General features: G+C 70.4%; 20 protein-coding genes and 3 pseudogenes. 15 read left to right on the forward strand and 8 right to left on the reverse strand.

What is annotated here, in order from left to right:
• From asnB to ACF1A1_RS30725, 8 genes are all read left to right on the forward strand, one after another.
• Positions 1-1,776 carry an asparagine synthase (glutamine-hydrolyzing) gene (gene asnB / locus ACF1A1_RS30690; protein WP_392004261.1) on the forward strand — a complete coding sequence of 592 codons (1,776 nt, stop codon included), beginning with the start codon at positions 1-3 and terminating at the stop codon, positions 1,774-1,776.
• The gene (locus ACF1A1_RS30695; protein WP_392004262.1) at positions 1,773-3,194 is read left to right on the forward strand and encodes an AMP-binding protein; all 1,422 of its coding nucleotides are present in this window, start codon (positions 1,773-1,775) and stop codon (positions 3,192-3,194) included. Before asnB ends, ACF1A1_RS30695 begins: the two co-directional genes overlap by 4 nt.
• A complete protein-coding gene (locus ACF1A1_RS30700; protein WP_392004263.1) occupies positions 3,191-3,424 on the forward strand; it encodes an acyl carrier protein in 234 nt (77 codons plus the stop codon). Before ACF1A1_RS30695 ends, ACF1A1_RS30700 begins: the two co-directional genes overlap by 4 nt.
• Positions 3,411-4,643, forward strand: coding sequence for a cytochrome P450 (locus ACF1A1_RS30705; protein ID WP_392004264.1), 1,233 nt, complete (start codon positions 3,411-3,413; stop codon positions 4,641-4,643). Before ACF1A1_RS30700 ends, ACF1A1_RS30705 begins: the two co-directional genes overlap by 14 nt.
• A complete protein-coding gene (locus ACF1A1_RS30710; RefSeq protein WP_392004265.1) occupies positions 4,640-5,359 on the forward strand; it encodes a thioesterase II family protein in 720 nt (239 codons plus the stop codon). Before ACF1A1_RS30705 ends, ACF1A1_RS30710 begins: the two co-directional genes overlap by 4 nt.
• Positions 5,356-6,633 (forward strand): APC family permease, encoded by a 1,278-nt coding sequence (locus ACF1A1_RS30715; protein WP_392004266.1) that lies wholly within the window; start codon positions 5,356-5,358, stop codon positions 6,631-6,633. The genes ACF1A1_RS30710 and ACF1A1_RS30715 overlap by 4 nt, the downstream gene beginning before the upstream one ends.
• A gap of 196 nt (positions 6,634-6,829) precedes the next feature.
• Positions 6,830-7,528, forward strand: coding sequence for a thioesterase II family protein (locus ACF1A1_RS30720; protein WP_392004267.1), 699 nt, complete (start codon positions 6,830-6,832; stop codon positions 7,526-7,528).
• A 125-nt stretch (positions 7,529-7,653) separates the two neighbouring features.
• Complete coding sequence (locus tag ACF1A1_RS30725) at positions 7,654-8,178, forward strand: hypothetical protein (RefSeq protein WP_392004268.1); 525 nt, start codon at positions 7,654-7,656, stop codon at positions 8,176-8,178.
• A 195-nt stretch (positions 8,179-8,373) separates the two neighbouring features.
• Here ACF1A1_RS30725 and ACF1A1_RS30730 read toward each other — a convergent pair whose 3' ends face one another.
• Positions 8,374-10,671, reverse strand: coding sequence for a glycoside hydrolase family 3 N-terminal domain-containing protein (locus ACF1A1_RS30730; protein WP_392004269.1), 2,298 nt, complete (start codon positions 10,669-10,671; stop codon positions 8,374-8,376).
• A 276-nt stretch (positions 10,672-10,947) separates the two neighbouring features.
• Between ACF1A1_RS30730 and ACF1A1_RS30735 the strand changes: the two genes are divergently transcribed.
• From ACF1A1_RS30735 to ACF1A1_RS30760, 6 genes are all read left to right on the forward strand, one after another.
• Positions 10,948-12,042 carry a LacI family DNA-binding transcriptional regulator gene (locus ACF1A1_RS30735; RefSeq protein ID WP_392004270.1) on the forward strand — a complete coding sequence of 365 codons (1,095 nt, stop codon included), beginning with the start codon at positions 10,948-10,950 and terminating at the stop codon, positions 12,040-12,042.
• 399 nt (positions 12,043-12,441) lie between these two features.
• On the forward strand, positions 12,442-13,686 hold the full coding sequence (locus ACF1A1_RS30740; protein WP_392004271.1) for a sugar ABC transporter substrate-binding protein: 1,245 nt from the start codon (positions 12,442-12,444) through the stop codon (positions 13,684-13,686).
• A 13-nt stretch (positions 13,687-13,699) separates the two neighbouring features.
• Positions 13,700-14,695, forward strand: a complete 996-nt coding sequence (locus ACF1A1_RS30745) for a carbohydrate ABC transporter permease (protein ID WP_392004272.1) — start codon at positions 13,700-13,702, stop codon at positions 14,693-14,695.
• Entirely contained in the window at positions 14,692-15,561 is an 870-nt protein-coding gene (locus ACF1A1_RS30750; RefSeq protein ID WP_392004273.1) for a carbohydrate ABC transporter permease, read from the forward strand. Before ACF1A1_RS30745 ends, ACF1A1_RS30750 begins: the two co-directional genes overlap by 4 nt.
• 91 nt (positions 15,562-15,652) lie before the next feature.
• On the forward strand, positions 15,653-16,855 hold the full coding sequence (locus ACF1A1_RS30755; RefSeq protein WP_392004274.1) for a glycoside hydrolase family 1 protein: 1,203 nt from the start codon (positions 15,653-15,655) through the stop codon (positions 16,853-16,855).
• A 153-nt stretch (positions 16,856-17,008) separates the two neighbouring features.
• Entirely contained in the window at positions 17,009-18,430 is a 1,422-nt protein-coding gene (locus ACF1A1_RS30760) for a glucoamylase family protein (RefSeq protein ID WP_392004275.1), read from the forward strand.
• A 395-nt stretch (positions 18,431-18,825) separates the two neighbouring features.
• Here the strand turns inward: ACF1A1_RS30760 and ACF1A1_RS30765 are convergent.
• The 3 genes and pseudogenes from ACF1A1_RS30765 to ACF1A1_RS30775 all read right to left on the reverse strand — a co-directional run.
• Positions 18,826-18,994, reverse strand: a pseudogene (locus tag ACF1A1_RS30765) (transposase); the annotation flags it as partial.
• 162 nt (positions 18,995-19,156) lie between these two features.
• The gene (locus tag ACF1A1_RS30770; protein ID WP_392004276.1) at positions 19,157-20,230 is read right to left on the reverse strand and encodes a sugar ABC transporter substrate-binding protein; all 1,074 of its coding nucleotides are present in this window, start codon (positions 20,228-20,230) and stop codon (positions 19,157-19,159) included.
• A gap of 36 nt (positions 20,231-20,266) precedes the next feature.
• Positions 20,267-21,002 (reverse strand): annotated as a pseudogene (locus ACF1A1_RS30775) (SDR family oxidoreductase).
• Positions 21,003-21,304: 302 nt separating this feature from the next.
• Here ACF1A1_RS30775 and ACF1A1_RS30780 point away from each other — a divergent pair.
• A pseudogene (locus ACF1A1_RS30780) lies at positions 21,305-21,787 on the forward strand (ATP-binding cassette domain-containing protein); the annotation flags it as partial.
• Positions 21,788-22,178: 391 nt separating this feature from the next.
• Here ACF1A1_RS30780 and ACF1A1_RS30785 read toward each other — a convergent pair.
• The 4 genes from ACF1A1_RS30785 to ACF1A1_RS30800 form a co-directional block, all read right to left on the reverse strand.
• Positions 22,179-23,381, reverse strand: a complete 1,203-nt coding sequence (locus ACF1A1_RS30785; protein WP_392004277.1) for an NAD(P)/FAD-dependent oxidoreductase — start codon at positions 23,379-23,381, stop codon at positions 22,179-22,181.
• A complete protein-coding gene (locus tag ACF1A1_RS30790) occupies positions 23,378-24,091 on the reverse strand; it encodes a GntR family transcriptional regulator (protein ID WP_392004278.1) in 714 nt (237 codons plus the stop codon). Before ACF1A1_RS30790 ends, ACF1A1_RS30785 begins: the two co-directional genes overlap by 4 nt.
• An 837-nt stretch (positions 24,092-24,928) precedes the next feature.
• A complete protein-coding gene (locus tag ACF1A1_RS30795; protein WP_392004279.1) occupies positions 24,929-25,693 on the reverse strand; it encodes a GNAT family N-acetyltransferase in 765 nt (254 codons plus the stop codon).
• Positions 25,635-26,234, reverse strand: a complete 600-nt coding sequence (locus ACF1A1_RS30800; protein WP_392004280.1) for a hypothetical protein — start codon at positions 26,232-26,234, stop codon at positions 25,635-25,637. The genes ACF1A1_RS30795 and ACF1A1_RS30800 overlap by 59 nt, the downstream gene beginning before the upstream one ends.
• Positions 26,235-26,495: the final 261 nt, after the last annotated feature.

Consider the following 26,495-nt stretch of genomic DNA (forward strand, 5'->3'; position numbering starts at 1 on the left):
ATGTGCGGCCTGTGCGGGACCTACGCCCCGGACAAGACCCTCGACCGGGCCGTCGTCGCCGCGATGCACTCCCGGCTGGTGCACCGCGGACCGGACGAGACCTACTCCCTGAACACGCCCACCCTGTCCGCGAAGCTCGGCCGCCTCGGGATGACCGCGCTGAAGGACGGCTGGCAGCCGGCCGAGGACCCGAGCGGCCGGTACGCGGCCCTGACGAACGGCGAGATCTACAACGCCGCCGAACTGCGCGCCCTGCCCGGCGGCGCCCCGCCCGACAACCGGGTCGACGTCGCCGTCCTGCCGGAGCTGTTCGCCCGCTACGGGCCGGCGGGCCTGGCCCGGGTGGACGGGCAGTTCGCCGCCGTGATCCACGACCGGGCCGACGACAGCCTGTACCTGGCCCGGGACCGCTTCGGCATCTGCCCCCTCTTCTACGCCGTGCTCGGCACCAAGGTCCACTTCTGCTCCGAACTGAAGCCGCTCGTGCGGAGCGTGCCGCACGCCTGGCGGCTGGACCTGGGCGCGGTCGACCAGTACCTGGCGCTCGGCAACATCGTCGCGCCCCGGACCCTGGTCGAGGACGTGCGCGCGGTACCGCCCGGATGCGTGGTCCGCTTGGGCGACGGGCCGCCCGAGACCGTACGGTACTGGCGCTACGGGGATTTCCGGGAGGCGGACCGTCCGGTCACCGGGGAGGAGATCCGTGAGGCCGTGGGGCGGTCGGTGGCGGACCGGTTGCGGGCGGACGTCGAGATCGGGGCCTACCTCAGCGGCGGCTTCGACTCCAGCACCCTCGTGCTGGAAGCGGCCCGCACCCGGGAGAAACCCACCCGGACGTACTCCGTGCTCTTCGACGACGTCACGCTCGACGAGGGCCGGTTCCAGCGGGAGATCGCGGACGCGGTGGGCAGCGAGCACCACCAGGTCCGCTGCACCCCCGCCCATGTGGCCGCCGAGTTCGAGGACATGGTGCGCCACTGCTGCTACCCGCAGCGGGAGACGTACAACGTCGCGGCCCTGATGCTCGCCCGGCAGGTACGGCTCACCGGCCTCAAGGGCGTGCTTTCCGGCGAAGGCGCCGACGAGCTGTTCTTCGGCTATGACTCCTACGCGTTCGACGGCGCCCGCAGGAAACCGCCCGAGCCACACACCGAGAACGAACAGGCGTGGGGCAGAGCGGACTTCGCCTGGGAGACCGACCGGAGGCGGACGGCCCGCCGGCGGGAGCTGTGCCTCACCGCGCAGGCCCTTGACTCCCTGCCCGGGAAGGAGTTCTGGCGGGACCGGCTCATCCCCTTCGACGACCGCGAGACCGCCGGGCTGACCCGGATGCAGCTGAGGTCGATCGCCGACGTGTACGTGCAGCTGAGCGGACACCTGCTCGGCGACCACGGCGACATGATGCTCATGGCGAACTCCGTGGAGGGCCGCTACCCGTTCCTCGGGAACCCCGTCGTCGAGCTCGCGCTGGCCGTCCCCGACGAGCGCAAGACGGCCGACTTCGAGGGCAAGGCATGCCTGAAGGAGGCGTACGCCGGCATCGTGCCCGAGCGGATCCTGCACCGCGCCAAACAGGGCTTCACGGCGTACGGCCTCGCCGACACGGCCGACGAGCGGACCCTGTCGCGCTGGCGGGACCTCGTCGCGGCCAGCGGTGTCTTCCGCCCCGCCGCCCTGACCGCCCTGGAAGCGGACGCGACGCCCGACAAGTGGGATGTCCGGCTCAGCCTGATCAGCATCAGCGCCATCATCGACGAGTTGGGACTGCGGTCATGACGGACACCTGGCCCGAACTGCTGCACGGCCGGCAGTGGTCCTCGCCGGCCACCGTGTGGGTGGAGGACGGCACCGAGTACAGCTGGGCAGACGTCTCACGGCTCGCCGCGGCGGTCGAAGGATGCGTCCGCGCGCACGGCCCGGCCCGCGTGGTCGTCGTCCGGGCCCGGCACAAGCTCGGGTGTTTCGCCGGGCAGTTGGGTGCCTGGCGGGCCGGCTGCGTGGCCGTCGCCGACGATCACACCCTTACCGAGCGGGAATTCGACCGCATACGGCCCGATCTCACCCTGACCGTGTCGGCGACCCCCCACCCGTCGGTCGAGCCCGCCGCGCGGCCCGCCCGTCGGCTGCCGCCGGACCGCGTCCCCGAAGACGTCGTCGCGGTCAACCTCACCTCCGGCAGCACCGGCAGCCGCAAGGCCGTCGCGGTCACCCGGGACAACCTGCTGGCCCTCTTCCTCTGCCGGGACCTGGATGTGCCCGTGCCCGGCCCGCTCACGGCGGGCAGCTTCGCCACCCCCACCTACGACGGCTGGTGGTTCGACACCTGGCGCACGGTGGCGGCGGGCGGGCGCGTGGTGTGCCTGCCGCACGTCAACGACGACGTCTTCGCCTGGCCCGGCCTGGCCCGGGCCTACGGCATCGGCCGCCTGCTGCTGCCGGCCGCCGTGCTCGCCACGGTCGTCGAGGTGCTGCCCGAGGCCGTCGCGGACGTCCCCTGGCTGTTCAGCGGCGGCGAACAGTTCCGGGCGGCGACCTACCGGCAGGCCCGCCGGGCGGGCCTGGCGAACCACTTCGTCAACCTGTACGGGCCGACCGAGGCCACCTTCGCCACCCACCACTACCGGCTGCCCGCGGACCTGTGCGCACCGGCCGTCCCCATCGGCCGGCCGCTCGCGGGCTGCCGGCAACTGCTGCGCACCCCCGACGGCGGCCCGCCCGACGCCCGCGAACTGGTCGTGACCGGCCCGTTCGTCTGCCGGGGCTACCTCGACCGGGGTGCCCTCACGCACCGGTTCCGCGACGCGGCGGGCCAGCCGTCGTACCGCACCGGAGACCTGGTGCACACCGACGGCGACGGGAACCTCGTGTTCGCCGGGCGACTGGACGGCGAAGTCAAGGTGAACGGCATGCGGGTCGACACCGCCGCCCTGGAACAGCGGGTCACCGCCCTGCCCCGGGTGCAGGACTGCCGGGTCGTCCAGCACGAACGGCACACGGTGGCCTTCGTCCGGACCGACCCCGCCACGCTCCGGGACGCGGCCGCCCGGTCGCGGATCGAGACCGTCGTCCAGGACTTCTCACCCGCGATCGGCGTCCGCCTCGTCGACCGGTACCCGGTCAAGGCCGGCGGCAAGGTCGACGTCCCCACCCTGATGGACCACTACCGAACGACAGACAAGGCCGAGGAGACATGACCGACATCTCACCAGCTGCCATCACCGACTGCGTGCGTACGGTACTCGACTGCGAACTCGCCGACGACACCGACATCTTCGCCGCCGGCGTCGACTCACTGGCCGTCCTGCGCTGCCGCGCCCTGCTGAAGGAGCGGACCGGAGTGAAGGTCCCGGGGCACGTCTTCTTCGAGGGGCGCACCCCGGCCCGCATAGCCGACCTGATCGGAGGCGCCCATGCTGGTCGTTGAGGACAGCCCCCTGTACTCGCCGGAGTTCTTCGCCGACGACGACCCGTGGGCGTACCTGGCCGACCTGCGCGCACACCACCCCGTGTCCGTGCACCGCCGGGACGACGGCTACGAGTTCTACGCGCTCACCCGGTACGCCGACATCTACGCGGCCTACGTCGATCACCGGCGGCTCAGTTCTTCCTACGGGACGATGGTCGACGGCTCCTACCTGCCGCAGAAGGACTCGGCGTCCGGCCGCATGCTCATCGTCACCGACCAGCCGGAGCACACCGCCCTCCGCAAACCGGTCAAGACCAGCGGGTTCAGCCGGGAGATGCTCGGCCGGGTCGGCGGCACGGTGCGTCGCAACATCCGCGACGCCCTGGGCAAGCTGTCGGTGGGCGACCGGATCGACTTCAGCAGCGTCGTCGCACCGGAGCTTCCCAAGGGCGTCCTGGAGGTGCTCTTCGGCATCGGCCCCGGCGACGCTCACCAGCTGCTGGAAGCCACCCGCACGATGATCGGCTACCGCGACGAGGTGTACGCCGGGACCTCCCCGCTGGACACGCTCGTCGACGCCCAGCTGGACGTGCTCGAATTCATCGACCAGCTGATCGGGCAGCGGCTCGGCTCCGGCCGGGCCGACGACATGATCGGCTTCCTCGCCCAGTGCGTGGCCGACGGGACCATGCCCCGCGACGTCGCCGTACTCAACGGCCTGAACGTCGCCGTCGGCGGGAACGAGACGACCCCGCACACCGCCAGCCTCACCGTCCACACCATCGACCAGGAACGCGACCAGTGGCGCAAGGTCACCGACGGCGACGTCGGCTGCGACGTGGCCACCCAGGAGTTCCTGCGCTGGACCTCGACCAACAGCTATGTGCAGCGGCTGGCGGTGGCGGACTACGAGATCGGCGAGCACGTCATCCCGGCCGGCAGCTTCATCACCCTGTGGAACATGTCCGCCAACCGGGACGCCGACGTCTTCGACCGCCCTGACGACTTCCTGATCGACCGCAGCGACAACAAGCAGCTCGCCTTCGGGGCCGGCGTGCACCGCTGCGTCGGCGCACCGGCGGCCACCCTGGAAATCCAGACGTTCCTTGAGGAACTGGCCGCCTGGGACAAGGCGTTCGCGGTACTCGAACCGCCCCGCAAGCTGCGCTCGAACTTCATGCTCGGGCTGACCGAGCTGCAGGTCGAGGTGGTCGACGCCAAGGAATTCCGCACATGAGCGGGGCCGGCGCCGGTCAGGACCTGTGCGTGTGCTTCCCGGCCGCCGGGGGCGGCGGCACCACGCTGACCCTGCTGAAGGACGCCGCCGCACGCCACGGCCTGGCCGTGCTGGCCCTGCCGAACGCCGACTCCGTGGCCGACCTCGACTCGGGCCGCTGGCAGGAACGGACCGTCGAGACGATCCGGCGGGCCGCGGAGCGCGGCGCCGCCCGCCGCATCGTCCTCGCCGGGCACTCCATGGGCGGACTGTCCGCCGTCTGTCTGCACCCGGCCCTCGCCATGAGCGGTGCCCGGCCGGCCGGGGTACTGGTCATCAACACACCCTGCCCCGACTCCTCAGGACGCATACCGTCGATGTCACAGCTCACCGACCCCCAGATCGCCCGGGTACTCGCCGACGACGGCTTCCCCCCGGAGTTACTCGACGACGAGGACATGCTGGCCGAGATCGCGGACGGCCTGCGCGCCGACGCCGTGGTGGCCGACCGCCTCGCCGAACGGATCGGCCCCACCGGCCCCCTCACCGGCCTGCACGTGCTGTGCGGACGGGACGACCGGTTCATCCCGCCCGAACGCTGCGCCGCCTGGGCCCACCGGGTGCCGGGGGAGTTCCGTCTGACGGTCGCCCCCGGCCGGCACAACCTGGACGCGACCTGGAACACCACCCTCGACCGGGCCCTCACCGGCGTGCTCGCCGAGGAGGACGCGGCGTGAGCGGACTGCAGAAGTCGCTGGGTGGTGCCGTCGGCACCTTCCTCGCGCTGTCCACCATCCTCGGCAGCGGCATGATGATCCTGCCCGGCACGAGCTACCAAGACCTGGGCCGCTCCGCCTGGCTGCCCTGGGCGGTCGCCGCCGTGTCGGTCATTCCGCTCCTGTACTGCTACGCCTGGCTGGGCCGTCGCCACCCGTCGGCGTCCGGGGTCGCCCACTACTCCGAGGTCGCCTTCGGCCGGCCCGTCGGGCGGTCCGCCGGAATGCTGGCCACGCTCGCGCTGGTCGCCGGCATCCCCGCGACCGCCATCACCGGCGGACGCTACGTCGCCCAGTTCTCCGGCCTCCCGAGCCTCGCCTGGCTGTTCCCGGTCGCCGTCCTCGCCCTCGCCACCCTGATCGGCTGCCTGGGCACGAACGTCTCCGGCAAGGTCCAGATCGCCCTCGTCCTCGGCCTGTTCATCCTCGTCACCTGCACCGCGCTGGTCGCGCTCGGGACGCACGGGGTGCGGGCGCCGAGCACGGCCGTGCCGCCGCTGGGGAAGCTGGGCAGCGTCCTGACCGCCGTCTACGTCGCCTTCACCGGCTGGGAGACCGTGGCCTTCACCTTCGAGGAGCACAAACGCCCGGACGCCATCCCGCGCATCTTCGCCGCCTCCTACGTCATCGTGGTGGCCCTGTACGGGCTGGTGCTGCTGGGCCTGTTCAGCACGGTGGGCCCCGGCGACGAGGCCCTGGACCAGGCGCCGCTGCTGCGGCTGGCGGAGCGCTCGCTCGGGGACCTGGGCCGGCCGGTGACGCTGGCGCTGGTCGTCGCCGCCATCACCGCCAACGTGTGTGCCTCCGTCCTGGCCCTGTCCCGCCTCGTGTACGGCATGGCCCGCAGCGGCTACCTGCCCGCCCCGCTGGCCCGGGTACGCCACCGGGACGGCAACCCGGTGCTGGCCGTGCTGGCCGTCGGCGCCGTCCTGACCCTGATCGCGCTGCCGGGCTCGACGGGCGTCATGTCGTTCCAGCTCCTCTTCGTGCTGTCCGGCGGCATCTACTTCGTGCTCTACGGCCTGGGCGCGGCCTGCTACACCAAGCTGGCCGGACCCGGCGCGCCCAGGGCGGTAGCAGCGCTGTGCGCGCTCACGGTGGTCGCCGTGACCGTGCTCGCCGGTCCGCCCATGTGGACGTGCTGGGCCCTGTTCGCCGCCCTCTCGCTGACGACCGTCGTCCTCACCCGCCGCCCGTCGAGAACGGAACCCGAGTACGAGCACGCGAACCGGTGAACGCCGCCGACCCGCAGGACCGGCGGCCACCGGCGAAGCACGGCCGGCGCGGCGGCTGGGAGCCGCCGGTCTGGAACCTGTCGCAGCGGTCGGCATGGACGGCCGGAGGTCACCAACGGGTGCGGGCCGTGTGCGCGCCGGACCGGCGAACGCCGGCGGCGCGGACAGCACCAGACACCGACCTACGGAGACCACCATGGACGACGTCACGCACGCCACCGTCTTCTTTCCCGGTGCAGGTTCCTTCGGGACCGAGTTCCGGCCGCTTGCCCGGGCGCTGGGCCGGGCGTCCTGGCCGGTGCGCTACCCGGGGCGCCCCGGCCGGGGCTTCGGGGCCCCGGCCGCCTCCTTCGACGCGGTGGTCGAGGCCTGCACCGAGCAGATCACCCGAAGGCCCGCCGTACGCCCGCTGCTGCTCGGACACAGCTACGGCGCCTATGTCGCCTACGCCACCGCGGCCCGGCTGCGCGAGGCCGGCGTCGAGATCGCCGCGCTGGTGGCGGTGGGCGCCGCCGGGCCGGGCCGGCTGAGGGTACCGGAGGAGGCCGGCACCGGCCCGGCCGAGGCGGCGGCCTACCTCGACAGGGTGGACCCCGGCGTCCTGGCCGGGGCCCCGTCGGACGACTGGCGCGCCGTCGTCGCCGAGACGACGGCCCAGGACCTGCGCCTGCTCAGGCAGTTCACCCCCTCGACGGGTCACGTCCTGCACTGCCCAGTGCTGGCCGCCCGCGGCACCGAGGACCCGCTGACGACGGACGACACGATCGCCGCATGGCAGCGGACCACGACCGGCCCGTTCACTCGGCGCACGTTCCCGGGCGGCCACTCCGACCTGCTCAGCTCACCCGATTGCGCGGCCTGGCTGCAGCAGGTCCGGCAGACGACGGGCGTCTGAGCAGGTCTGCCTGTCAACGGCCCCCCGCCGACGTCCTCCCGGCCGAGCCGAAGGAGCGGCGATCGTAGGGCTGCCCGAGGTGCAGGGGAGGAGGAATGGTCGACGGGCACGTATGCCCTTCACCCTTGGCGTGGCCACCCCCCGAGCAGCTCCACCGGCTGCTCACCCCGCACCACCAAGGCGACGACCACGTGCGCCGCGTCCCGCGCCAGCTGCGCACCGAGAGCGGCGAAGAACTCCCGGTGGTACACGTGAGCCCCGACGGCGTGGCCGGCCCGCTCGCGATCGGGTTGCAGGAGTTGGTCCGGTTGTCTCTCGTGGCGCCGTGGTGGTGGGATGCTCCCGGTCGGACGGCTCAAGAACTCCAGGCGGTCGCCGACGAGTACCGGGAGGACATGCCCGACATTGCCCGGCGACGAGACCGTGCCGCCCGGGCGCTGCACGCGCTCACGGCCCGGGCCCGGCTGCATCAACGGCCGTCGACCTGCCAGGAGATGGCCGCAGGGTTCGGCATGGACGGGGTGCCGGCGCGGGTGGGGGCGCTGCGGTCGAAGGTGAAGCGCCTGGCCGCGCGCGGATGGCTGGCCGAGCCTGCGCCAGGCAGGTTCACGCTCGCGCAGGGCGTGACCGGTCCAGACAGCGGGTCATGAGCAGGGTCATCGACCGGTAGGCCATCGCCTCGGCGCTGGTGATGCGCCGCTCGAAGTCGCGTGATCGCGTGGTGGTGTGCATCAGCCGGAGGGGTGTCCGGGTACTCCGTGCGGGCGCGGAGGGCCTTGCGTCAGCAGGTGCCGTTGACCAGCCGGGGCTGTCAGGCGCTCCGGTCGGGCGGTTGGGAATGTCCTTCAAGCCCGGATGCGGAATTCCGCGGTCAGCTGTTGCTCGGGTCGCGAGCTGGGACCGACACGGAGTGCGAACCCACCGGGTTCGACCACTCGGTGATTGTCGGCTGTAACGAGCGAGCAGCGCGAGGCAGGGATGCGGATGCCGACGTCGCGAGTTTCGCCGGGAGGGATCTCAACCTGGACGAAAGCCTTCAGCTCCTGCTCGGCCCAGGTGACGCTGGTGGTCAGATCGCTGACGTATGCCTGAACGGTTTCCAGGGCAGGGCGGCTGCCGTTGTTCGTGAGGCGAACGGTGGCGTGGACGGTGCCGTCGGCGGGGACGTCGTGGTCCTGCACGGTGAGGGCGGAGTAGGTGACGGTGGTGTAGCTGAGGCCCTCGCCGAAGGCGAACATGGGTTCCTGGCTGAGGTCCGCGTAGCGGTCGCCGTGCTGGCCTCGCACCTGGTTGTAGAAGACCGGTTGCTGTCCGACGTGGCTTGCGAAGGAGACCGGCAGACGGCCACTGGGCTCGATGAGTCCGAGGACGAGTTCGGCGATGGCGCGGCCACCGCGCATGCCCGGGCTGAACGCCTCGATGAGTGCTGCCGCGTTCAGGGCGGAGTCCGGGAGGGTGCTCGGCTTGGACTGGATCAGTACCACGATCATCGGTGTGCCGGTGGCGGCGACCGCGTCGAGCAGGGCGATCTGGCCGCCTTGGAGATCGAGCGTGGCCGTCGAGCACCCCTCGCCGGTGAGGGCGATGGTGTCCCCGACGACCACCACGGCGTAGTCGGCGGCCTCCGCTGCGGCAGTGGCCTGCCGAAGTCGTGCCTGATCGATGGGGGCGGGGGTGAAAACGGGCGGCCGCGGCTGGCCGTCGGGCGAGAGCGGCCCTCGGGGGTCGGGGGCGAGGACTTCGATGTCGGCTCCGCGTACGTGCGCGACAGTCCAGTCGGCGGGTGCGACGGCGCGGAATCCGTCGAGCACTGTCTCCACCAATGCGCGTGGCTGTCCTTCCGGCATCCAGTCGACCTGCCCGGAGGCTCCCGCCCAGTCGCCGAGCATGGCTTGCGGGCTGTCGGCGTTGGGGCCGATGACCGCGATCGTTCGCGGCGGGCCCTGGCCGGCGGCGCGGCCCGCTCCGTCGCGAGTCAGGCCGCCCTCAAGGGGCAGCACCCCGTCGTTGCGCAGCAGGACAAGGGAACGGCGAGCGGTCTCCAGGTTGAGGTCGGCGTGCTCGCGGCAGCCGATCACCACTGCTTGCCGCTCGGGGTCGGGGGCGCGAGGGTCCTCGAAGAGCCCCAGCTCGAACTTGAGCCGCAGGACCCGTCGTACCGTGTCATCGATCTGCTTCTCGTCGACCAGGCCGCGGGCGACCGCCTCCTGTGCGGCCTCGAAGAACGCCGGCGTGGTCATGATGAGATCGTTCCCGGCTTGTACGGCGACCGCCGCCGCCTCGACATCGTCGGCGCAGACCTGCTGCTCCCAGACCATCCGGCCGACGTTGTCCCAGTCGGTCACCAACGTTCCGGTGAAGCCCCACTCCCGCTTGAGCACGTCGTTGATCAGCCACTGGTTCGCGGTGATCGGCACCCCGTCGATCGACTGGTAGCCGAGCATGAAGGTGCGGCAACCGGCACGAGCTGCCTGCTCGAACGGCGGCAGGAACCACGAGCGCAGCTTGCGTGGGCTGAGGTCGGCTTCGCTGGCGTCCCGCCCGCCCTGGGTCTCGGAGTAGCCCGCGAAGTGCTTCGCGCACGCCAGGACAGCCGTCGGATCGCTGAGACCCTCACCCTGATAACCGCGCACCATCGCGGCCCCCAGCTCACCGATCAGGAACGGATCCTCGCCGAACGTCTCGTTGATACGGCCCCACCGCAGGTCCCGGGTGATGCACAGCACCGGCGAGAACGTCCAGTGGATGCCGGTCGCCGCGATCTCGGTCGCCGCCGCACGGGCGACCCGCTGGAGCAGCCCGGGATCCCAAGCGCAGGCCATGGCCAGCTGCGTCGGGAAGATCGTCGCGCCCGGCCAGAACGAATGACCGTGGATGCAGTCGTCGGCTGTCAGCAGCGGAATGCCCAGCCGTGTCCGCCGGGCCAGTGCGATGGCCTCCCGCATCCGCGCGGGCGACGCATGCAGGATCGACCCGGCCAGCTTGGCCGACACGATGTCCAGCAGATCCTGACGCGCGTCGAGCAGCAGCAACTGCCCGACCTTCTCCGGCAGGGTCATCCGGACCAGCAGGTCCTCGGCCCTCGCTTCCACGGACGCGTCCGGATCCAGGTACACCGCCGAGCGGACGGGCTGTCCCACCATGCCTCCACGTGATCTTCCTCATGAAACAGTTGTGCAAGCCGGCCTCTCGGGAAGTGGAGGCAGCAGCTCGCTTCGACGGCGTCGGCGCCTTGCGTACCTTCTGGCCGGTCGTGCTGCCCGGCGGGGCCGAGCAGGGCACGGGCCGTGTCGGCCCCCGCGACTGCCCGGCTGCACGCATCTCTGGCGTCGCTTGCTCGCCCCGGCCTCCGGAAACTACTCTGAATGCGCTTACATTGTCTACGGTTCACGTTCCGACAAGCACGGGGGTTCCGTCCCATGAGCGTTTCCGGTACTGCCCCCACGGTGTACGACGTGGCCGAACGGTCCGGGGTCTCCATCGCCACGGTGTCCCGCGTCTACCGCAACCCCGAGGCCGTACGGCCCGAGACCCGGGAGCGTGTCCTTGCCGTGGCCCGTGACCTGGGCTACGTGCCCAGCGGTAGCGCGCGGGGGCTCGCCAGCCGCTCCACCGGCGTCCTGGGGCTGTGCTTTCCCGACTACTCCGACCCGGATGTGGAAGCAGCGGCAGCCGATGACGACGACGCGGCGATGCTCTATTCGGACGAGATCATCCGGGGCATGGAACGGGCGGCACGCCGCCACGGCTACGCGCTCCTGATCGCGGGGTCGCTGCAGGGCGGCTCCGAGGTGGCCAAGGTGGCCGGGCGGGTCGACGGATTCGCGGTGATCGCCCGCACCGTGGCAACGGCGGAGTTGGAGGCCATCGCCCGGCGTCAGCCGGTGGTGATGCTGGCCGGGCCGCGCGAGGACGTCGACGGCGCGGACCACCTGGATCACATCGAGGTCGCCAACTTCGACGGCCAGCGGGAACTGACGCGCCACCTCATCGAGGACCACGGCCTGCGCCGTCTCGCCTACATCGCCACCGGCGAGGACTCTCCGGATGTGCAGGCCCGCTTCCGGGGTTTTCTGGCGGCCTGCCATGCCGCGGGGGTGGAGGTGGATGACGAGCCGGCTCTGCGCGTGTGGATGACACAGGCGGAAGGGGCGCGCGCCGCGGATGTGCTGTGCGAACGGGGCGGTGAGCTGCCCCAGGCGTTCCTCTTCGCCAATGACCAGATGGCTGTCGGCGCTCTGCACGCGCTGGAACGGCGAGGGTTGAGGGTTCCGGACGACGTGGTGGTGACCGGCTTCGACGGGATTCCCCTCAGCCGTCTGGTCCGCCCGCCGCTGACCACCGTGCGTCAACCGATGCTGCGCATGGGGGAGGCGGCCGTGGACCTGCTCGTGGAGCGTCTGAGCGGCCAACGCACGGGGGACCCGGTGTCGATGATGCTCCCCGTGACGGTCGTGCGCCGCGCCAGCTGCGGGTGTGGCGAGGAAGTGGCGGCGGGGCCTGTCGGGCGGTGAGCCGCACGCCCGCTGGTACGCGGCGCGGTATCCAGGCGGATTGCGGTATCCGCCTGGATACCGGGTGCTGAGCAGTCGAGACGTGTGCCTGCGGCTCACCCGGCGCGCTGTGCGACGAACGCGGTGTTCCGCAGCTCCGATGGCTTGAATCAGTGGGGCAAGAGGCACGGGGCATCCGCATGCATTCCGCGTCGCCCGCTGTGTCGATTTCCACAGCGGGCGCCCCACCTCATGCCCACCATTGAATGAAGAATCCGGCATATCTGCCTGATCTCGTGTCGTGGCCGTTACGGGAGTGTGACCAAGCGCCCTCTTGTCAGGCTCGAAGCGTCTGCCGGACAGTGATGTATGCGCTTACAGGTAGCGCATACATCGGCCATTCCCGACGAGGAGCCGTCCATGCACCACACCGCCAGAACCGCTTCGATCGCCCTCACCCTGGCGTCCGCGCTCACCCTCACCGCGTGCGGCGGCTCCGGTGGTGAGGACACGGCTGCCGATGCGAAGCAGACCCTGACCGTCTGGGCCATGGGCGCGGAGGGTGAGAAGCTCGTCGACGTCGCCAAGGAGTACGAGAAGGCCCACTCCAACATCACTGTCAAGGTGACCCCGGTCGGGTGGGACGTGGCACACCAGAAGCTGGTCGCCGCCTCCGCCGCGGGCAAGCTGCCCGACGTCATGCAGATGGGTTCGAGCTGGCTGGGCGAGTTCGCCGACATGGGCGCCCTGGAACCGGTCGACACCAAGGTCTTCGAGAAGGGCGACTTCTTCCCGGCCGCCTGGGAGCAGGGTACGTACGACGGCAAGACCTATGGTGTTCCGTGGTATGTCGACACGCGCGTCCTCTTCTACCGCACCGACCTGGCGAAGAAGGCCGGCCTCAAGGGGGCCCCGGCCACGATGGCGGACCTGCAGAAGGCGGCCGAGGCTTATCAGGACAAGGCCGGCTCCAAGTGGGGGCTGGACATCCAGCCGAGCAACCTGGACGCCGTCCAGAGCTTCTACCCGTTCCTGTACTCGGCGGGCGGCGCGGTCCTCAACGGGGACGGCAAGCCCGTCGTCAACAGCCCCGAGGCCGTCAAGGCACTGGAGAACTACGCCGGCTTCTTCAAGAAGGGCCTGAGCGACAAGACGTTCCGGCCCGGCTACGACGTCACGAAGGACTTCAACAGCGGTGCGAAGCCGATGTTCTTCAGCGGCCCCTGGACCATCGGCCTGATCGAGGACAACTTCCCCGACTTGAAGGGCAAGTGGGCCGTCGCTCCCGTACCGGCCGACAAGGCTTCGGTGTCGTGGGCCGGCGGGGCGACCCTGGCCGTCTCCGCGGACAGCTCGCACAAGGCCGCCGCGACGGAGTTCATCCAGTACCTCACCGACACCAAGAACCAGGCCGGCTGGTACCAGCGCACCAAGGACCTGCCCGCCAACACCGCCGCCTGGAAGTCGGGTGAGCTCGCCACCGACGCGAACCTGAAGGTGTTCCGCGAGCAGGCGGAGACCGCGAAGGTCCTGCCGGCCCAACCCAAGCTGACCGAGATCACCTCCAAGCTCGACGACGCCATCGGGGCGGTCACCCAGGGCCAGTCCTCCGCGAAGGCGGCCCTGGACAAGGCGCAGTCCGAGATCGAAGGACTCGTGAAGTAGGGGTGTGGCAGGGATGTCCCTCGTGACCGGATCGGCCGCCGACGACGCGGCCCCCAAGACGAAAGCCCGCCGGACCGGAGGCGCGAAGCCTCCGGCCGCGGGGCCGGGGCGGCGTGGCCGCAGCCGCTCGCTGAGCAGGCGCAATCTGCACGGCTGGCTGTTCTCCACCCCGTTCCTGGTGCTGTTCGGCGTCTTCATGCTGTTCCCGATCGTCGCGACGCTCCTGATGAGCTTCACCGACTTCGGGATACGCGACGTCAGGCAGCCGCTGGAGGCGGACTTCGTCGGCCTCGACAACTACGTGAACCTGTTCGGCGACGACACGTTCCGCACGGCCCTGTTCAACACCGCCTACTTCGTGGTCGTCGGCGTACCGGTGACCGTCCTGCTCGGCCTGCTGGCCGCCGTCCTCCTGAACAACGGCATCGACCGGGCCCGGACCTTCTTCCGGGTCGGCTTCTACGCCCCGGTGGTCACCTCCATCGTCGCGGTCGCCATCGTCTGGCGCTTCGTGCTCGACCCGACGGACGGGCTGATCGCCGGCCTCGCCTCGGAAGTGGGCGCGAAGGCACCGGACTTCCTCGGCTCCGAGACCTGGGCCATGCCGTCGCTCATCGCGCTGGCGGTCTGGCGCAACCTTGGCACCGTCATGGTGCTGTTCATCGCGGGGCTGCAGGCGATCCCCACCGAGGTACGCGAGGCCGCGCGCCTCGACGGGGCGAGCGGCTGGCAGGAACTGCGGCGCATCACCGTGCCGCTGCTGCGGCCGACGCTGCTCTACGCCAGCGTCATCACCACCATCGGCTACCTCAACGTCTTCGAGGAACCCTTCGTGATGACCCAGGGCGGCCCCGACAACGCCACCCTGACCGTGTCCCTGGACATGTACCGGGAGGGCTTCAACTTCTTCCACATGGGCTATGCGAGCGCCATGGCGTACGTGCTGTTCGTGGTGATCATGGGCATCACGGTGCTCCAGCTCCGACTGCTGAAGGACAACACCCGATGAGCGCCCCCACGGCAACCGCACCGACCGGCCGCCGCAGCGAGGGCCGCGTCCGCACACCGCTGCTGTACGTGATCGCATCGCTGGGTCTGCTGCTGATGGCGGCACCGCTGCTGTGGATGGCGCTGTCCGCGTTCAAGACGAAGAAGGATCTGACGGCCGGCCCGCCCGTGTGGCTCCCGTCGGAGTGGACCCTGAGCAACTTCAGCGAGCTGCTCGACCAGCTGGACATGCCGCGGTACTTCATGAACTCGCTGATCGTGGCGGTGCTCGTGACCGTCTGCAATCTGCTGTTCTGCTCGATGGTCGGCTACGCGCTGGCGAAACTCGACTTCACCGGCCGCTCCAGGGTCTTCGGTATCGTGCTCATCGCCCTGATGGTGCCGGGTAACCTGCTGATCCTGCCGCTGTACGTGCTGATGAACAAGCTCGGCCTCATCGACACCTACGCCGGGCTCGTCCTGCCCTTCGCGGCGGGCGCCTTCGGGGTCTTCCTGATGCGGCAGTTCATGCAGTCCGTTCCGGACGAACTGCTCGAAGCGGCCCGGATCGACGGCGCCGGCGAGTGGTACATCTTCTTCCGCATCGTGCTGCCGCTGGTCAAGCCCGCCCTGGCCACCCTGGCGATCTTCACCTTCCTCGGCTCCTGGAACAACTTCGTCTGGCCACTGATCGCGACCAACGACCCCGGCAAGTACACCCTGCCGGTGGCCCTGGCCACCTTCGCCAACGACCCCAACCGCACCATCGCCGGCGGCAACGGAATGCTCATGGCCGGGTCCCTGCTGGTGGTGCTGCCGGTCCTCATCGTCTTCATCGCCCTGCAACGCCACTTCACGCAGGGCATCGCGACCGCCGGCCTGAAGTAGCCCGCCACCCCTTCACTCACCGTCCGGCTCCCGCAGCTCACATACGCCGACCGGACCTGCCTGCCCCCCACCAGAGAGACAGACACGCACGATGACGCACACTGCGACCAGCTTCCCCGACGGCTTCCTGTGGGGTGCCTCCACCGCCGCCCACCAGATCGAGGGGAACAACGTCAACAGCGACTGGTGGCGCAAGGAGCACGACCCCGCGGCGAAGATCGCCGAGCCGAGCCTGGACGCCTGCGACAGCTACCACCGCTGGGACCAGGACATGGACCTGCTCGCCGAACTCGGCTTCACCGACTACCGCTTCAGCGTCGAATGGGCCCGCATCGAACCGGTCCCCGGCGTCTTCTCCCGGGCCGAGATCGCGCACTACCGCCGCATGGTGGAAGGCGCCCTCGTCCGCGGCCTGCGCCCGATGGTGACCCTGCACCACTTCACCGTCCCGCAGTGGTTCGAGGACCTCGGCGGCTTCACCGCCGACGGCGCCGTCGAACTGTTCGCCCGGTACGTCGAGGCATGCGCGCCGATCATCGCCGACGGCGTACGCCACGTGTGCACCATCAACGAACCCAACATGATCGCCGTGATGGCGGGCGCGGCGAAGGCGGGCGACCAGGGCTTCCCGCCGGCGGGCCTGCCCACCCCCGACGAGGAGACCACCCACGCGGTCATCGCCGCGCACCACACCGCGGTCAAGGCCGTACGGGCGATCAACCCCGACATCCAGGTCGGCTGGACCGTCGCCAACCAGGTCTACCAGGCCCTGCCCGGGGCCGAGGAGGTCACGGCCGCCTACCGCCGCCCCCGCGAGGACGTCTTCATCGAAGCCGCCCGCGGCGACGACTGGATCGGCGTCCAGTCCTACACCCGCACGAAGATCGGCCTCGACGGTCCCGTTCCCGCACCCGAGGACGCCGAGCGCACGCTGACGCAGTGGGAGTACTACCCCGACGCCGTGGGCCACGCCCTGCGCCACACCGCCGACGTCATCGGCGCCGGCATGCCGCTGATCGTCACAGAGAACGGCATCGCCACCGCCGACGAGAACCGCCGTATCGACTACTACGCCGGCGCCCTCGCAGCGGTCGCCGCAGCGATCGAGGACGGCCTCGACGTCCAGGGATATCTGGCCTGGAGCGCCCTGGACAACTACGAGTGGGGCTCCTACAAGCCCACCTTCGGCCTCATCGCGGTCGACCCGGTCACCTTCGAACGCACACCCAAGCCTGCCGCCGTCTGGCTCGGCAACCTCGGCCGCACCCGCGAACTCCCGCGCGCTGCCACCTGACACACGCGGCCGGGCCCTCCCTGCCCCGCTAAGCCCGGCCGTGTGACCGGGAGCCGGTGGGACCCCTGACCCCCACCGGCTCCCGCCTTGCTCGTCCAGCCCCTCCCTCACCCCCGCGCCTTCACCCGCCCCGCTTCGAGGAGTTGAGCCCGCATGAACCGTCGTCGGTTCCTCACCACTGCCGCCGCAGGAACAGCGGCCGTCTGCGCCACCGGACCCACCGCCTTCGCCGCTCCCGCCACCAGTGACGGCACGGCCTCGCACACCGCGCTGCTGCGCACCTGGTTCGAAGCGACCTACCGCTCGATCACGGCCATGACCACCGACTTCGGCCTGTCCGCCGACAAGATCGACGTCACCGGCACCGGCACACCCGTCCCCTCGCGACAGACCTCGCCGACCAACATCGGCTGCGGGCTGTGGTCCACCGTCGCCGCCGGTGGCCTGGGCGTGATCTCCCGATCCGCCATGCACCACCGCCTCGCCCGCACGGTCGCGGCCGTAGAGAAACTGGAACGCGCCCACGGCTTCTGGTTCAACTGGTACGACGCCCACGACGGCTCCGTCCTGACGACCTGGCCGGAGAACGGCGACACCGTCCGCCCTTTCCTGTCCACCGTCGACAACGCCTGGCTGGTCACCGGCCTGAAGATCGCCGCCGACGCCGACCCCGCGCTGCGCCCGCGCATCGCCGCGCTCCTCGACGCCGCCGACTGGTCGTACTACTACACGCCCTACAACGCGGCCGACCCGGTGGCCGGCCCCGGTCAGCTGCGCGGCGGCTTCTGGCCCGACAAGCCCGGCAAGGGCGAACCCACTGGCCACCACTACGGCGCCCTCAACACCGAACCCCGCATGGCCAGCTACCTCGGCATCGCCGACGGCTCGCTGCCCACCGACCACTACTGGCACCTCTTCCGCACCCTGCTGCCAGGCATGGGGCAGGAACAGGACCCCGCAGGCGCGTACGTCATTGTGGACGGCGTACGCGTATGGCAGGGCCACTACACCTACCGCGGCCGCAACCTCGTCCCCTCCTGGGGCGGGTCGATGTTCGAAGCCCTGATGGTGCCGCTGTTCGTACCCGAAGCCGAGTGGGCGCCCAACTCCTGGGGCACCAACCACCACCGCTACGTACGCAGCCAGATCGAACACGGCCTGATCGAGGAGAAGTACGGCTACTGGGGCTTCTCACCCGCCAACATCCCCGAAGGCGGCTACCGCGAGTACGGCGTCGACGCGATCGGCATGCAGGAGGACGGCTACAACAGCCTCGGCGTGGTCACCCCCCACGCCTCCTTCCTGGCCCTTCCCCAGGCACCGAACGAGGCCCTCGCCAACTTGACGGCACTCGCCCGCGACCTCGGCGCATACGACGACCGCTACGGTTTCCGCGACTCCGTCAACGTCACCACCGGCCGCGTCAGCGACTTCGTCCTCGCACTCGACCAGGGCATGATCGCCGCCGCACTCGCCCAGCAACTGCAGCCGGGACTCCTGCAACGCCCCTTCCGCACGGGCGCCTTCCAATCCCGGGTACGCCCCCTGCTGGGCAAGGAACGCTTCAGCATCTGAGCTGTGCGGTCCGCCCTTCCGCCGGGGCATTGCGGTCATGCACACACGGCTACGGGCCGGCGGCCGCGTCAGCGTCCGCTGACGCGGCCGACGCCCGACTAAAGGTGCCCACCGGCTTCGCCTTGCTGAGCTTTTGCCGTTGCGCGCGTCGCAGTCCGGCGTGCTCGGGGTGACCCGCTGACGGAGGCAGGCCGCCACTCCGCATGCTCCATGACCTGCCCGGGCCGGAGACCCACCCGCCCGAGCAGCAACACAACGAGTCGATCGCGGGCACAGCGACACTCCATGAACATGCCGACGATCTCCTCGTCGGAAGCCCGGTCGACCTCGGTCTCTGGCTCATGCAGCCGGTGGCGGGCCCCGAAGCCGGCAGAACAGCCCGGAGTCCTCCCCCTGAGCCTCCGCGGGCAGGTCTCGGCTGTCGCCTCTTCAGCGGGCAGGTCCCGCCATGGCGAGCAGGTGCGGTCCTTCCACGCGCTGGCCTCAAGGGTTCGACGGTGATGGGCCCACCGTCGTCCACGGACCGGATCGGCCGACATCAAACGGCTCGATCCGGCCCCACATCGCATCACCTGATCACTTGAGCCACACCACCGCCCGAGGCGGCACGCCCTTGATTCCGCCCGCCGTCCGGATCACGGCGGCGAGAGAGCCGGGGATCTTCAGCGGGCAGGAGATCGGCCGCGGTGTGACAGGAGGCGTTCGCCGAGCGCACGCCGTGGGAGGTCAACCGAGGGTGTTGCCCCAGAGGGACGTGTCGTCGCTCCTGAGACTGGGAACCCCGCCGTAGGTGCCGCCGTCCGCGGTCACCAGCGGTGCGGACAGCTGGTCCTCCAGCACACCGTCGCGGACCTGGACGATCGTGCTGTCGTGGTCGGTCTTGCCGGGCTTGAACGTCTTGCCCTCGATCGCCGCCCTCAGGTAGTAGAGGGCGTACTTCGCATAGAGGTCCGCGGGCTGGGAGACCGTGGCGTCGATCTTGCCCTCGGCGATGTTCTTGAGCTCCCTCGGGATGCCATCGTTGGAGACCACGAACACATGCTTCTTGTCCTGCGGGCCGACCAGCAGACCCTGCCGCTTGAGCACCTGCAGGGTGCCGGAGAGTGCGAAGCTGGCCTGCATGTAGACGCCCTTGATATCAGGGTGGGCGGTGAGATCCGTCTGCAACCTCTGCGCCGCGACCACCCCGTCCCAGTTGGTCGCCTCCCCGAAGACCTTGATCTTGGGATAGTTCGCCTTCATGCACTCGTTGAACCCTTCGGTGCGGTCCCGGCCATTGATCGAGGCAAGGTCGCCCTGGAGCATGACGACCTTGCCCTCGCCGCCGAGCTTGGTGCCGAGGAACCGGCAGGCTTTCTCTCCGTACAGGCGGTTGTCGGCGCGCACCACCATGTAGACGTCGCCGGTGTCGGGGCGGGTGTCCAGGGTGACGACGGGGATCTTCTGCGCGGCCAACTGCTGGAGGGTGGGCGCGATCACGGCGGTGTCCTGCGGGGCCATCGCGACGCCGTCCACCCCGTGGATGATGAACGTCTGTGCGTTGGCGGCGAGTTTGGCGACGTCGTTGTGCGAGGAGGTGGTCTTCAGCTCCAAGCCGAGCTCCTTGGCGAACCGCGGGGTGTACTTGATGTACGCGTTCCAGAAGTCGGTGTCGGAGCGAGGGTAGTCGACGCCCACCACCGGGGCGTCGTCCGTGTCGCCCCCCGAGTCCACACCGGAACCGCCGCAGGCGCTGAGCGCCGTGACGGCGAGGGCGGTGACGGCGCCGAGGCCGGGATATCTGAGGCATCGGGTCTTCACGGCTGGTACTCCTTGCGGACGGTTTCGTGCGGCAGGTCAGGCGCAGCGCCGGATCCGTGGTCGTGCATGCCTGACGTCGACGGCGAGATCACCACCTGTGGAAGCGGAGAGCGGGCTCGCAAGGTAGGTGAGGGCGGCGTCGGCGGTGCTGACAAGGTGGCCCATCGGCCGGCGGGCGCCCAGAGTTGCGCGTCGGCCTCGGGGTGGGCGGCGCGGCCCGGCAGGCGGCCGGTCCACGGTGTGCCGACGATGCCAGGGTCGGCACAGTTCACTCGGATCCCGGGGTGCACGGGGCCGGCGGCGGGCGCGCGGACGAGGGCGAGACGCGACCTGCGCCGATGAGTACCGGGTCCGGTCGGGCAGCGCTCGCGGTCGCGACGATGGAGCAGGTATTGACGATTGCCGCGCTCCGGGAGCGGCGCAGATCCGGCGGGGCGGCCCGGGACACTCGCACGATGCCGAAGACCTTGACCTCGAAGACCCGGCGCCGTTCGCCGTCGGTGTTGCCCTCGATGGAGCCCTGGGCGCCGATACCAGCGTTGTCGACCAGGATGTCGGTCCTGCCGGGCCGCCCGTTCGGCCTCCTCGGCCGCCGCCCGTACGGCCACGTCGGCCGGTATGCCGGCCAGCGGTGCGGGCACGTCGTCGGGCTTGAGGCCGAGGCAGGGGACACGGGCCGGCGGACGGCGAGCAGCCGCGCCGTGGCCGGTCCACCACCTGATGCGCCACCGGTCGATACTGTGGTCAGCCCGGCACACTCCGACGCGCCCATGCTGTCGCCTCCGTTTTCCACAGTAGGCCATCGGGACGATTGGCTTAATCGAGCAGTAGTGAAGTCACTTGTCGATGAGTTTGGGAGGTGCCCGGATCCAGGGTTGGGTGATGTCGACGAGTTTGGGAGGCACTGGCCCTTCTTGGCAGGACAGCATCGGGGTGCTCCTGGTGAAGGGTGCTGGTCATGCCGCGGACGTCGAAGGTCGACCTGTACGCGGCGATCCGGCGTGATTGTCGCAGCGGTAACCGGTGATCGACGAGATCGTGCGGGCGGACCTCGCCGCGCAAGCAGCGGCGTACGACCTGTTCCACGCCACCATCGCCGACAACCTGCGCCTGGCACGGCCGGCCGCCACGGACGACGAGCTCGTACGGGCGGCACGCACCGCCGGCATCCACGACGAGATCACCGCCCTCCCCGACGGCTACGCCACCGTCCTCGGCGAACGCGGCGCCACCTTGTCCGGCGGCCAGCGGCAGCGGCTCGCCCTCGCACCCGCCCTGCCGGCCGATGCTCCGGTGCTCGTCCTCGACGAGGCCACCAGCGCGGTCGACGAACGCCGCGAGGCGGACATCGTCCGCGAACTGCTCGACGCCGCGGGCGGCCGGACCGTTCTGGTGGACGCCCACCGGCTCGCCGCCGTCCGGCACGCCGACCGCATCGTGGTGCACGGCGGACCGGTGGACGCCGTCGGCCAGCACGCCGCCCTCGTCTCAGCCGGAGGCGTCTACGCCGAACTCGTCAGGGCGGGCCGCACCCCGGAAGAAGGACTCGCCGCATGAGCAGCACCACCGACAGCACCACGGCCGCATCCGTGCCCGCGCGCGGCTCACCGCGCGCCCTGCTGCCCGCCCTCGCGGGGCATCGCGCCATGATGGCCCGCACCCGCGCCGCCGCCCTCATCAGGTCGCAGGTCGCGTCCGCGAGGCCGTCGATCACGCTGAGATGCTGCCCTGGTCACTGTCAGTCAGCTGTACCCGAAGAAGGGCAGCCGGGCGGCAGGCCGTCACCCACAACGCTGAGGGACCGCACCGGCCAGCCCGGCAAAACCCTCCCCCCGGCGACTGTCCCCAGCGCCGCCGGCGCCACCGCCGCCGCCACATGTGTCGCGGGTGTCTATTGCCGTCACGCCATCGGGCCTTCCGTGGAGGAAACCCGGTCGAGGGCCGTCGGCTACTGCTCACCCAGATTGGTGGCGCGTTGGTCCGCCTCGATGTCCGAGCGCCGTACGCCGATGAATCGTGTGGGCCGGAAGGCTCGGAGGAGGTCCTGCTCCTGATCGGTTCTGATCTCGGTCGCGACCAGCCGTCCCAGCACTGGCGCCAGGGTGATCCCGCTGTGCGAGACGAGGCAGTAGACGCGGGACTGCCCGGAGGCGTAGCCGGCGACCGTGTGGCCGTCCGCGGGCAGTGACCGGAAGCCGATGCGCAGGTCGATCTCCGGTGCCTGGCGTGGGTCGGTCAGCAGTGCGGAGAACCGCTGGGAGAGGGTGCGTGCAAGGTTCCCGGACGTGGACGGAGGGTTTGCCGGATCTACGCTCGCGTTCAGATCGAGAGCCTGCAGGACGGTGTGCCCGCCGGCCGCGGGGCGGAGGTTGAGGCCAGGGCTGTGGACCACACAGCGCAGGTCGAGGTGCGGCGACGTGGCGTATCCGAGCAGGCCGACGGTCTGCGAGCCGAGACCGGTGTCCGTCACCATGGGAACGTCGATCCCGACCCCTGCGGCGAGCCGTTGGGTCCAGCGGCCTGCCGCCAGGACGACACGATCGCCGGTGAAGACCTCGCCTGTGGCCACGGTGACGGAAACGCCGCCCGGCTGATCGTCGATGGCCACGGCCTCGCCTAACACGCACTTGGCTCCGTGCTGTTCGGCGTCCGCCAGAAGGTTCCCCACGAAGAGATCCGGCAGGACATATCCCTCGCTGGGGAAGTACGCGATGAACGCTGTGGTCGCCGGGATCCGGAGGTCGCCTGCGATCCGCGTTGCTTCCTCCGGCGAGACCCATTGCGCGGGGTAGCCGAGGGACTGCAGTCGTTCCACGTTGCTGGCGAGCCACTGTTCGCTGGAGGAGTCGGCCCACTGCAGCGCCCCGCTGCGGAAGTGCGACGGCACGCCGGGCAGTTGCTCGGCGAGCCTGGCGTGCTCCTCCATCCCCGCGAGGTTCAGGCGGTGGTAGTCCGGGTCGTGCTTCCGGCTCGAGTTGGTCCAGGCGAAGCTGGTCGCGGTCGTACCGGTGCCGACTCCCCGCTGATCCAGCAGGAGAACGTCTTCGCCGACGACGGCAAGGTGCCTCGCGACGCTGACCCCCAGCACGCCGGCACCGATAATGATGACCTTCATGTGGCATTTCCTTTCTGGCAGCGGCACGCTGCTCACGTGGCCGGGACGGGAAGCTCCAGGAAGAACTCGGCGGTTCCCGGACGCACGAGGGTCGTGACCACCTCGACGGTGCTCCCGTCATCGGTCCGCAGCTCCCTGCGCCTCATCAGCGCAGGCGTTCCGATCTCGCTCTGCAGCAATTCGGCGTCGTGCTCGTCGAGGGTCACCGGGTCGAGGTAGAGCCGGATCGCGTCGATCGGTACTCCTTTGCGCTGCAGATATGGAAGGGTGACGAGGTCTTCGAGGTTCTCGTTCAGGACGTCAGGAGCAGCCGCGAAGAGAACGACGTGCCGCTCGACGGACTGTGGCTCCTCGCGTACGTCCAGCTTGCGGCGGACCAGCTCCACCACGGCCGTGTCGGCAGAGGCGCCGGGGAGAGCCAGGATGGCGTCGGCGGCCCTGACGACCCGCGCGGAAACGACGTCGTGTCTGCCTGGTGCGCCCTTTGCGGCTGTCGCCGGGGTGACGAAGCCGAGCAGATTGATCTGCCGCATCACGTCCGCGACAAACGTTCCGTGGCGCCGCCGGCGGACCGCCAGTCCCGCCTGGGCCAGGTCGTTGAGGACCCGTTGGGCCGTGGCCCGACTGACGCCGTACTGGCCCGAGAGGTCCATCTCCGTCGGCAGTCGCGCGCCGGGAGGCAGGTCCCCGGTCCGGATTTTCGCTTCGATCTCTCGTCTGATCTGTACGTAAAGCGGCACGGTCATGACTGGACCGTACATTCAGTCAATTGACCGGCAATGGCGAGCTGACCAGAGAGTTCGTCGCCCCCGCCTCGTAGGCGGGGGCTGTTCCCCACTCGTCCTGAGCGGTTGCCAGGCCAGGACGGAGTGGCTCCGGAGCTGAGCTGACGAGGGCGCGGACGCCCGTTCACATCGAGCGTTCCGCAACGCCGAAGAGGGGTGATCGCACCCGCCTCCGCCGAATCGCCGGACCCACGCTGTGCCCTGGCACGGCTGACGCCGAACTGGCGGTGGAGATCCTCTTCATCCGGCAGCCGTGTGCCAGAGGGCCGTACCCCTGCCTGATTCGTCATGTCGGTCTCCCGCCTGATCTGCGCGATCGGCACCACGGCCGGGAACTATTAGACCGTACAAATAATCAATTGACCGGTCAATACTGCTCGCTTTCCGACGCTGGAGCGCGGCGGGCGGCGCCTCTACCCCGACGACGTGGTGACCTTGTCCGCCGCCCGCAGCGTGGGGGAGTTCGCGCCCGAGGTGGAGGCGGTGCTGCGCCCGCTGGTCGACGGCCGCACCGTGGACCCGCGCCGAGGCGGCCGGCCTGGAGTGGAGTCCGTCGCCGGGGCGCTCCAGGAGGCCGTGGCCGGGCAGGCGGCCGTGGCGGGGAGTCTGCTCGACGGCACAGCTCTCTGGGCACCGATCTGCGCCGGGCGAACCCGGAAACGGCTGTCTGCGCGGCCGCCTTCGGCGCAACGGCTGGAGGATACGCGTTCAGGGTGGGGGAGTTGGCCGCCCTGGCGGCCGAAGCCGCGCGCGGCCCGCACCACCTGGCCGCGGTCCAGCTGTGAGACCGCCCGCTCATCACCCGTCGCCCGGAGTGGTGGCATGGCGGTCCAGGTGATCGGCGGCAGGCGCGTGGAGGTCGCGTCGCCAGGCCGCTTCGTCGGCAAGCGTTCCGGCGGTGCGGTACTGGTGGACCTGGGGGGCGTTGGGCAGGGCGTGGGCGACCTCGGCGACCGGTACCGGGCGGAATCCGAGCCGGGTCCAGAAGGGTCCGGCTTCCGTGGACAACAGGTAGGCGGTGCGTGCTCCTTGCGCGGCGTCCGTGAGCGCGTGTTCGACCAGGCGTCGTGCGGCGCCGCAGCCGCGCCGGTCGGGGCGGACGGCGACACTGCGCAGCAGCACGCGGTCGTCCTGGCGTTCCCAGCCCAGGGCCGTGGCGGGGCCCGCGGTGTCCCGGGTGAGCCAGTACTGGCTTCCGGGCGCGAGGACGTCCTTGGACGAAAGGCCCTGTCCGGCGAGGAAGGTGGCCAGCTCGCCCCCGTCCCACTCCGGCCGGGCCGGCCTGGGGGAGAGGGAGGGGCTTGGCGCAGCAGCGGCTGAGCGTCTTGTGTTCGTATGGAGGGTAGTTGGGGATCCGCTGGTAGCCGGCGGGGGTGTACAGCGCGATGGCTTCGGGCTCGTGGACGGCTGTCGCCAGACGCGTTTCGGGGTGCCCAAGGCAGTGGCGGTGCGCTCCGCCTCTGCGAGGAGCCGGGCAGCGATGGCGCGGCCGCGGCATCGGGGATTACGTACATCCGCTTGAGTTCGGCGGCGGTGTCGGGGACGGGAAGGGCTGGACGGCACAGCAGCCGATCGGGCGGCCGTCGGCCTCCGCGAGCAGGAAGCGGATGGCGGGGTCGATGCGCGAGCCCCCGGTGCAGGGCTCGTCGGGGCAGCGGGCGGCGAGGTCGTCGTCGAGGGCACGGACCAGCCGCGCCACGTTCGGGTGGTCGGCCGCCGCGGCGGCGATGGTGAGATGGGGGGCTACCGTCTCGGTGCCCAGGGGCATACCCGTCGACTTGTCGAAGTTCAGGCGGACTTCCGGGGCAGACCCGTAGGGGCTGGGGAGGGCGACGGCGTAGCCGGTGCGCCCGGTGTGGTCCTTGACGTTGCCGAGGGAGCGCACGCCGGGCTCGGCGGCAAGGAGCCGGTAGGCGGCGGCGCGCAGCGCCGGGGTGGACGGGAGGGTCGTCGCGAGCAGGACGGCGCTCTGGACCCCGATCCGGTCAAGGGTCCACTTGGGGCCGTTGTGATCCTTGTCGACCAAGGCGAACAGGCGCTTGCGGAGGACCTTCTCATCGGCGGGCAGCGTGGGCAGGAGCGGCAGGGGCAGGTCGCCCATCATGCCCTGTCCGCCCTACCGCCGGGGACGTCGTGTTCGATCTCGCTTCGTCGGCTTCGGTGACGGGATCTCGCCGGTGACGTCCCTCAGGTCCCAGGACCCGGGAGCCCGTCCGCCTTCCACGCCGCCTCGTCGACTTTCGTCGCCGGACGGGCTCCCGGGTCACCAACTGCGACCACCGTTTGTTCTCGGCGACGGCCATCCACCACCACCGCCGCTCGCTGCGAACGGCGATGCGGTAGGTCTTGCCGGGCACCTCGTGGC

It is taken from the genome of Streptomyces sp. NPDC014995 (genome assembly GCF_043080745.1).
Lineage (GTDB): Bacteria > Actinomycetota > Actinomycetes > Streptomycetales > Streptomycetaceae > Streptomyces.

Bases quoted from the DNA above. Each gene is read 5' to 3' on its own strand.
- ACF1A1_RS30710 (WP_392004265.1), top strand. From the start codon at position 4,640: ATGAGCGGGGCCGGCGCCGGTCAGGACCTGTGCGTGTGCTTCCCGGCC.
- ACF1A1_RS30760 (WP_392004275.1), top strand. From the start codon at position 17,009: ATGAACCGTCGTCGGTTCCTCACCACTGCCGCCGCAGGAACAGCGGCC.
- ACF1A1_RS30755 (WP_392004274.1), top strand. From the start codon at position 15,653: ATGACGCACACTGCGACCAGCTTCCCCGACGGCTTCCTGTGGGGTGCC.
- ACF1A1_RS30720 (WP_392004267.1), top strand. From the start codon at position 6,830: ATGGACGACGTCACGCACGCCACCGTCTTCTTTCCCGGTGCAGGTTCC.
- ACF1A1_RS30740 (WP_392004271.1), top strand. From the start codon at position 12,442: ATGCACCACACCGCCAGAACCGCTTCGATCGCCCTCACCCTGGCGTCC.
- ACF1A1_RS30790 (WP_392004278.1), bottom strand. From the start codon at position 24,091: ATGACCGTGCCGCTTTACGTACAGATCAGACGAGAGATCGAAGCGAAA.
- ACF1A1_RS30700 (WP_392004263.1), top strand. From the start codon at position 3,191: ATGACCGACATCTCACCAGCTGCCATCACCGACTGCGTGCGTACGGTA.
- ACF1A1_RS30730 (WP_392004269.1), bottom strand. From the start codon at position 10,671: ATGGTGGGACAGCCCGTCCGCTCGGCGGTGTACCTGGATCCGGACGCG.
- ACF1A1_RS30705 (WP_392004264.1), top strand. From the start codon at position 3,411: ATGCTGGTCGTTGAGGACAGCCCCCTGTACTCGCCGGAGTTCTTCGCC.
- asnB (WP_392004261.1), top strand. From the start codon at position 1: ATGTGCGGCCTGTGCGGGACCTACGCCCCGGACAAGACCCTCGACCGG.
- ACF1A1_RS30750 (WP_392004273.1), top strand. From the start codon at position 14,692: ATGAGCGCCCCCACGGCAACCGCACCGACCGGCCGCCGCAGCGAGGGC.
- ACF1A1_RS30800 (WP_392004280.1), bottom strand. From the start codon at position 26,234: ATGATGGGCGACCTGCCCCTGCCGCTCCTGCCCACGCTGCCCGCCGAT.
- ACF1A1_RS30735 (WP_392004270.1), top strand. From the start codon at position 10,948: ATGAGCGTTTCCGGTACTGCCCCCACGGTGTACGACGTGGCCGAACGG.
- ACF1A1_RS30695 (WP_392004262.1), top strand. From the start codon at position 1,773: ATGACGGACACCTGGCCCGAACTGCTGCACGGCCGGCAGTGGTCCTCG.
- ACF1A1_RS30745 (WP_392004272.1), top strand. From the start codon at position 13,700: ATGTCCCTCGTGACCGGATCGGCCGCCGACGACGCGGCCCCCAAGACG.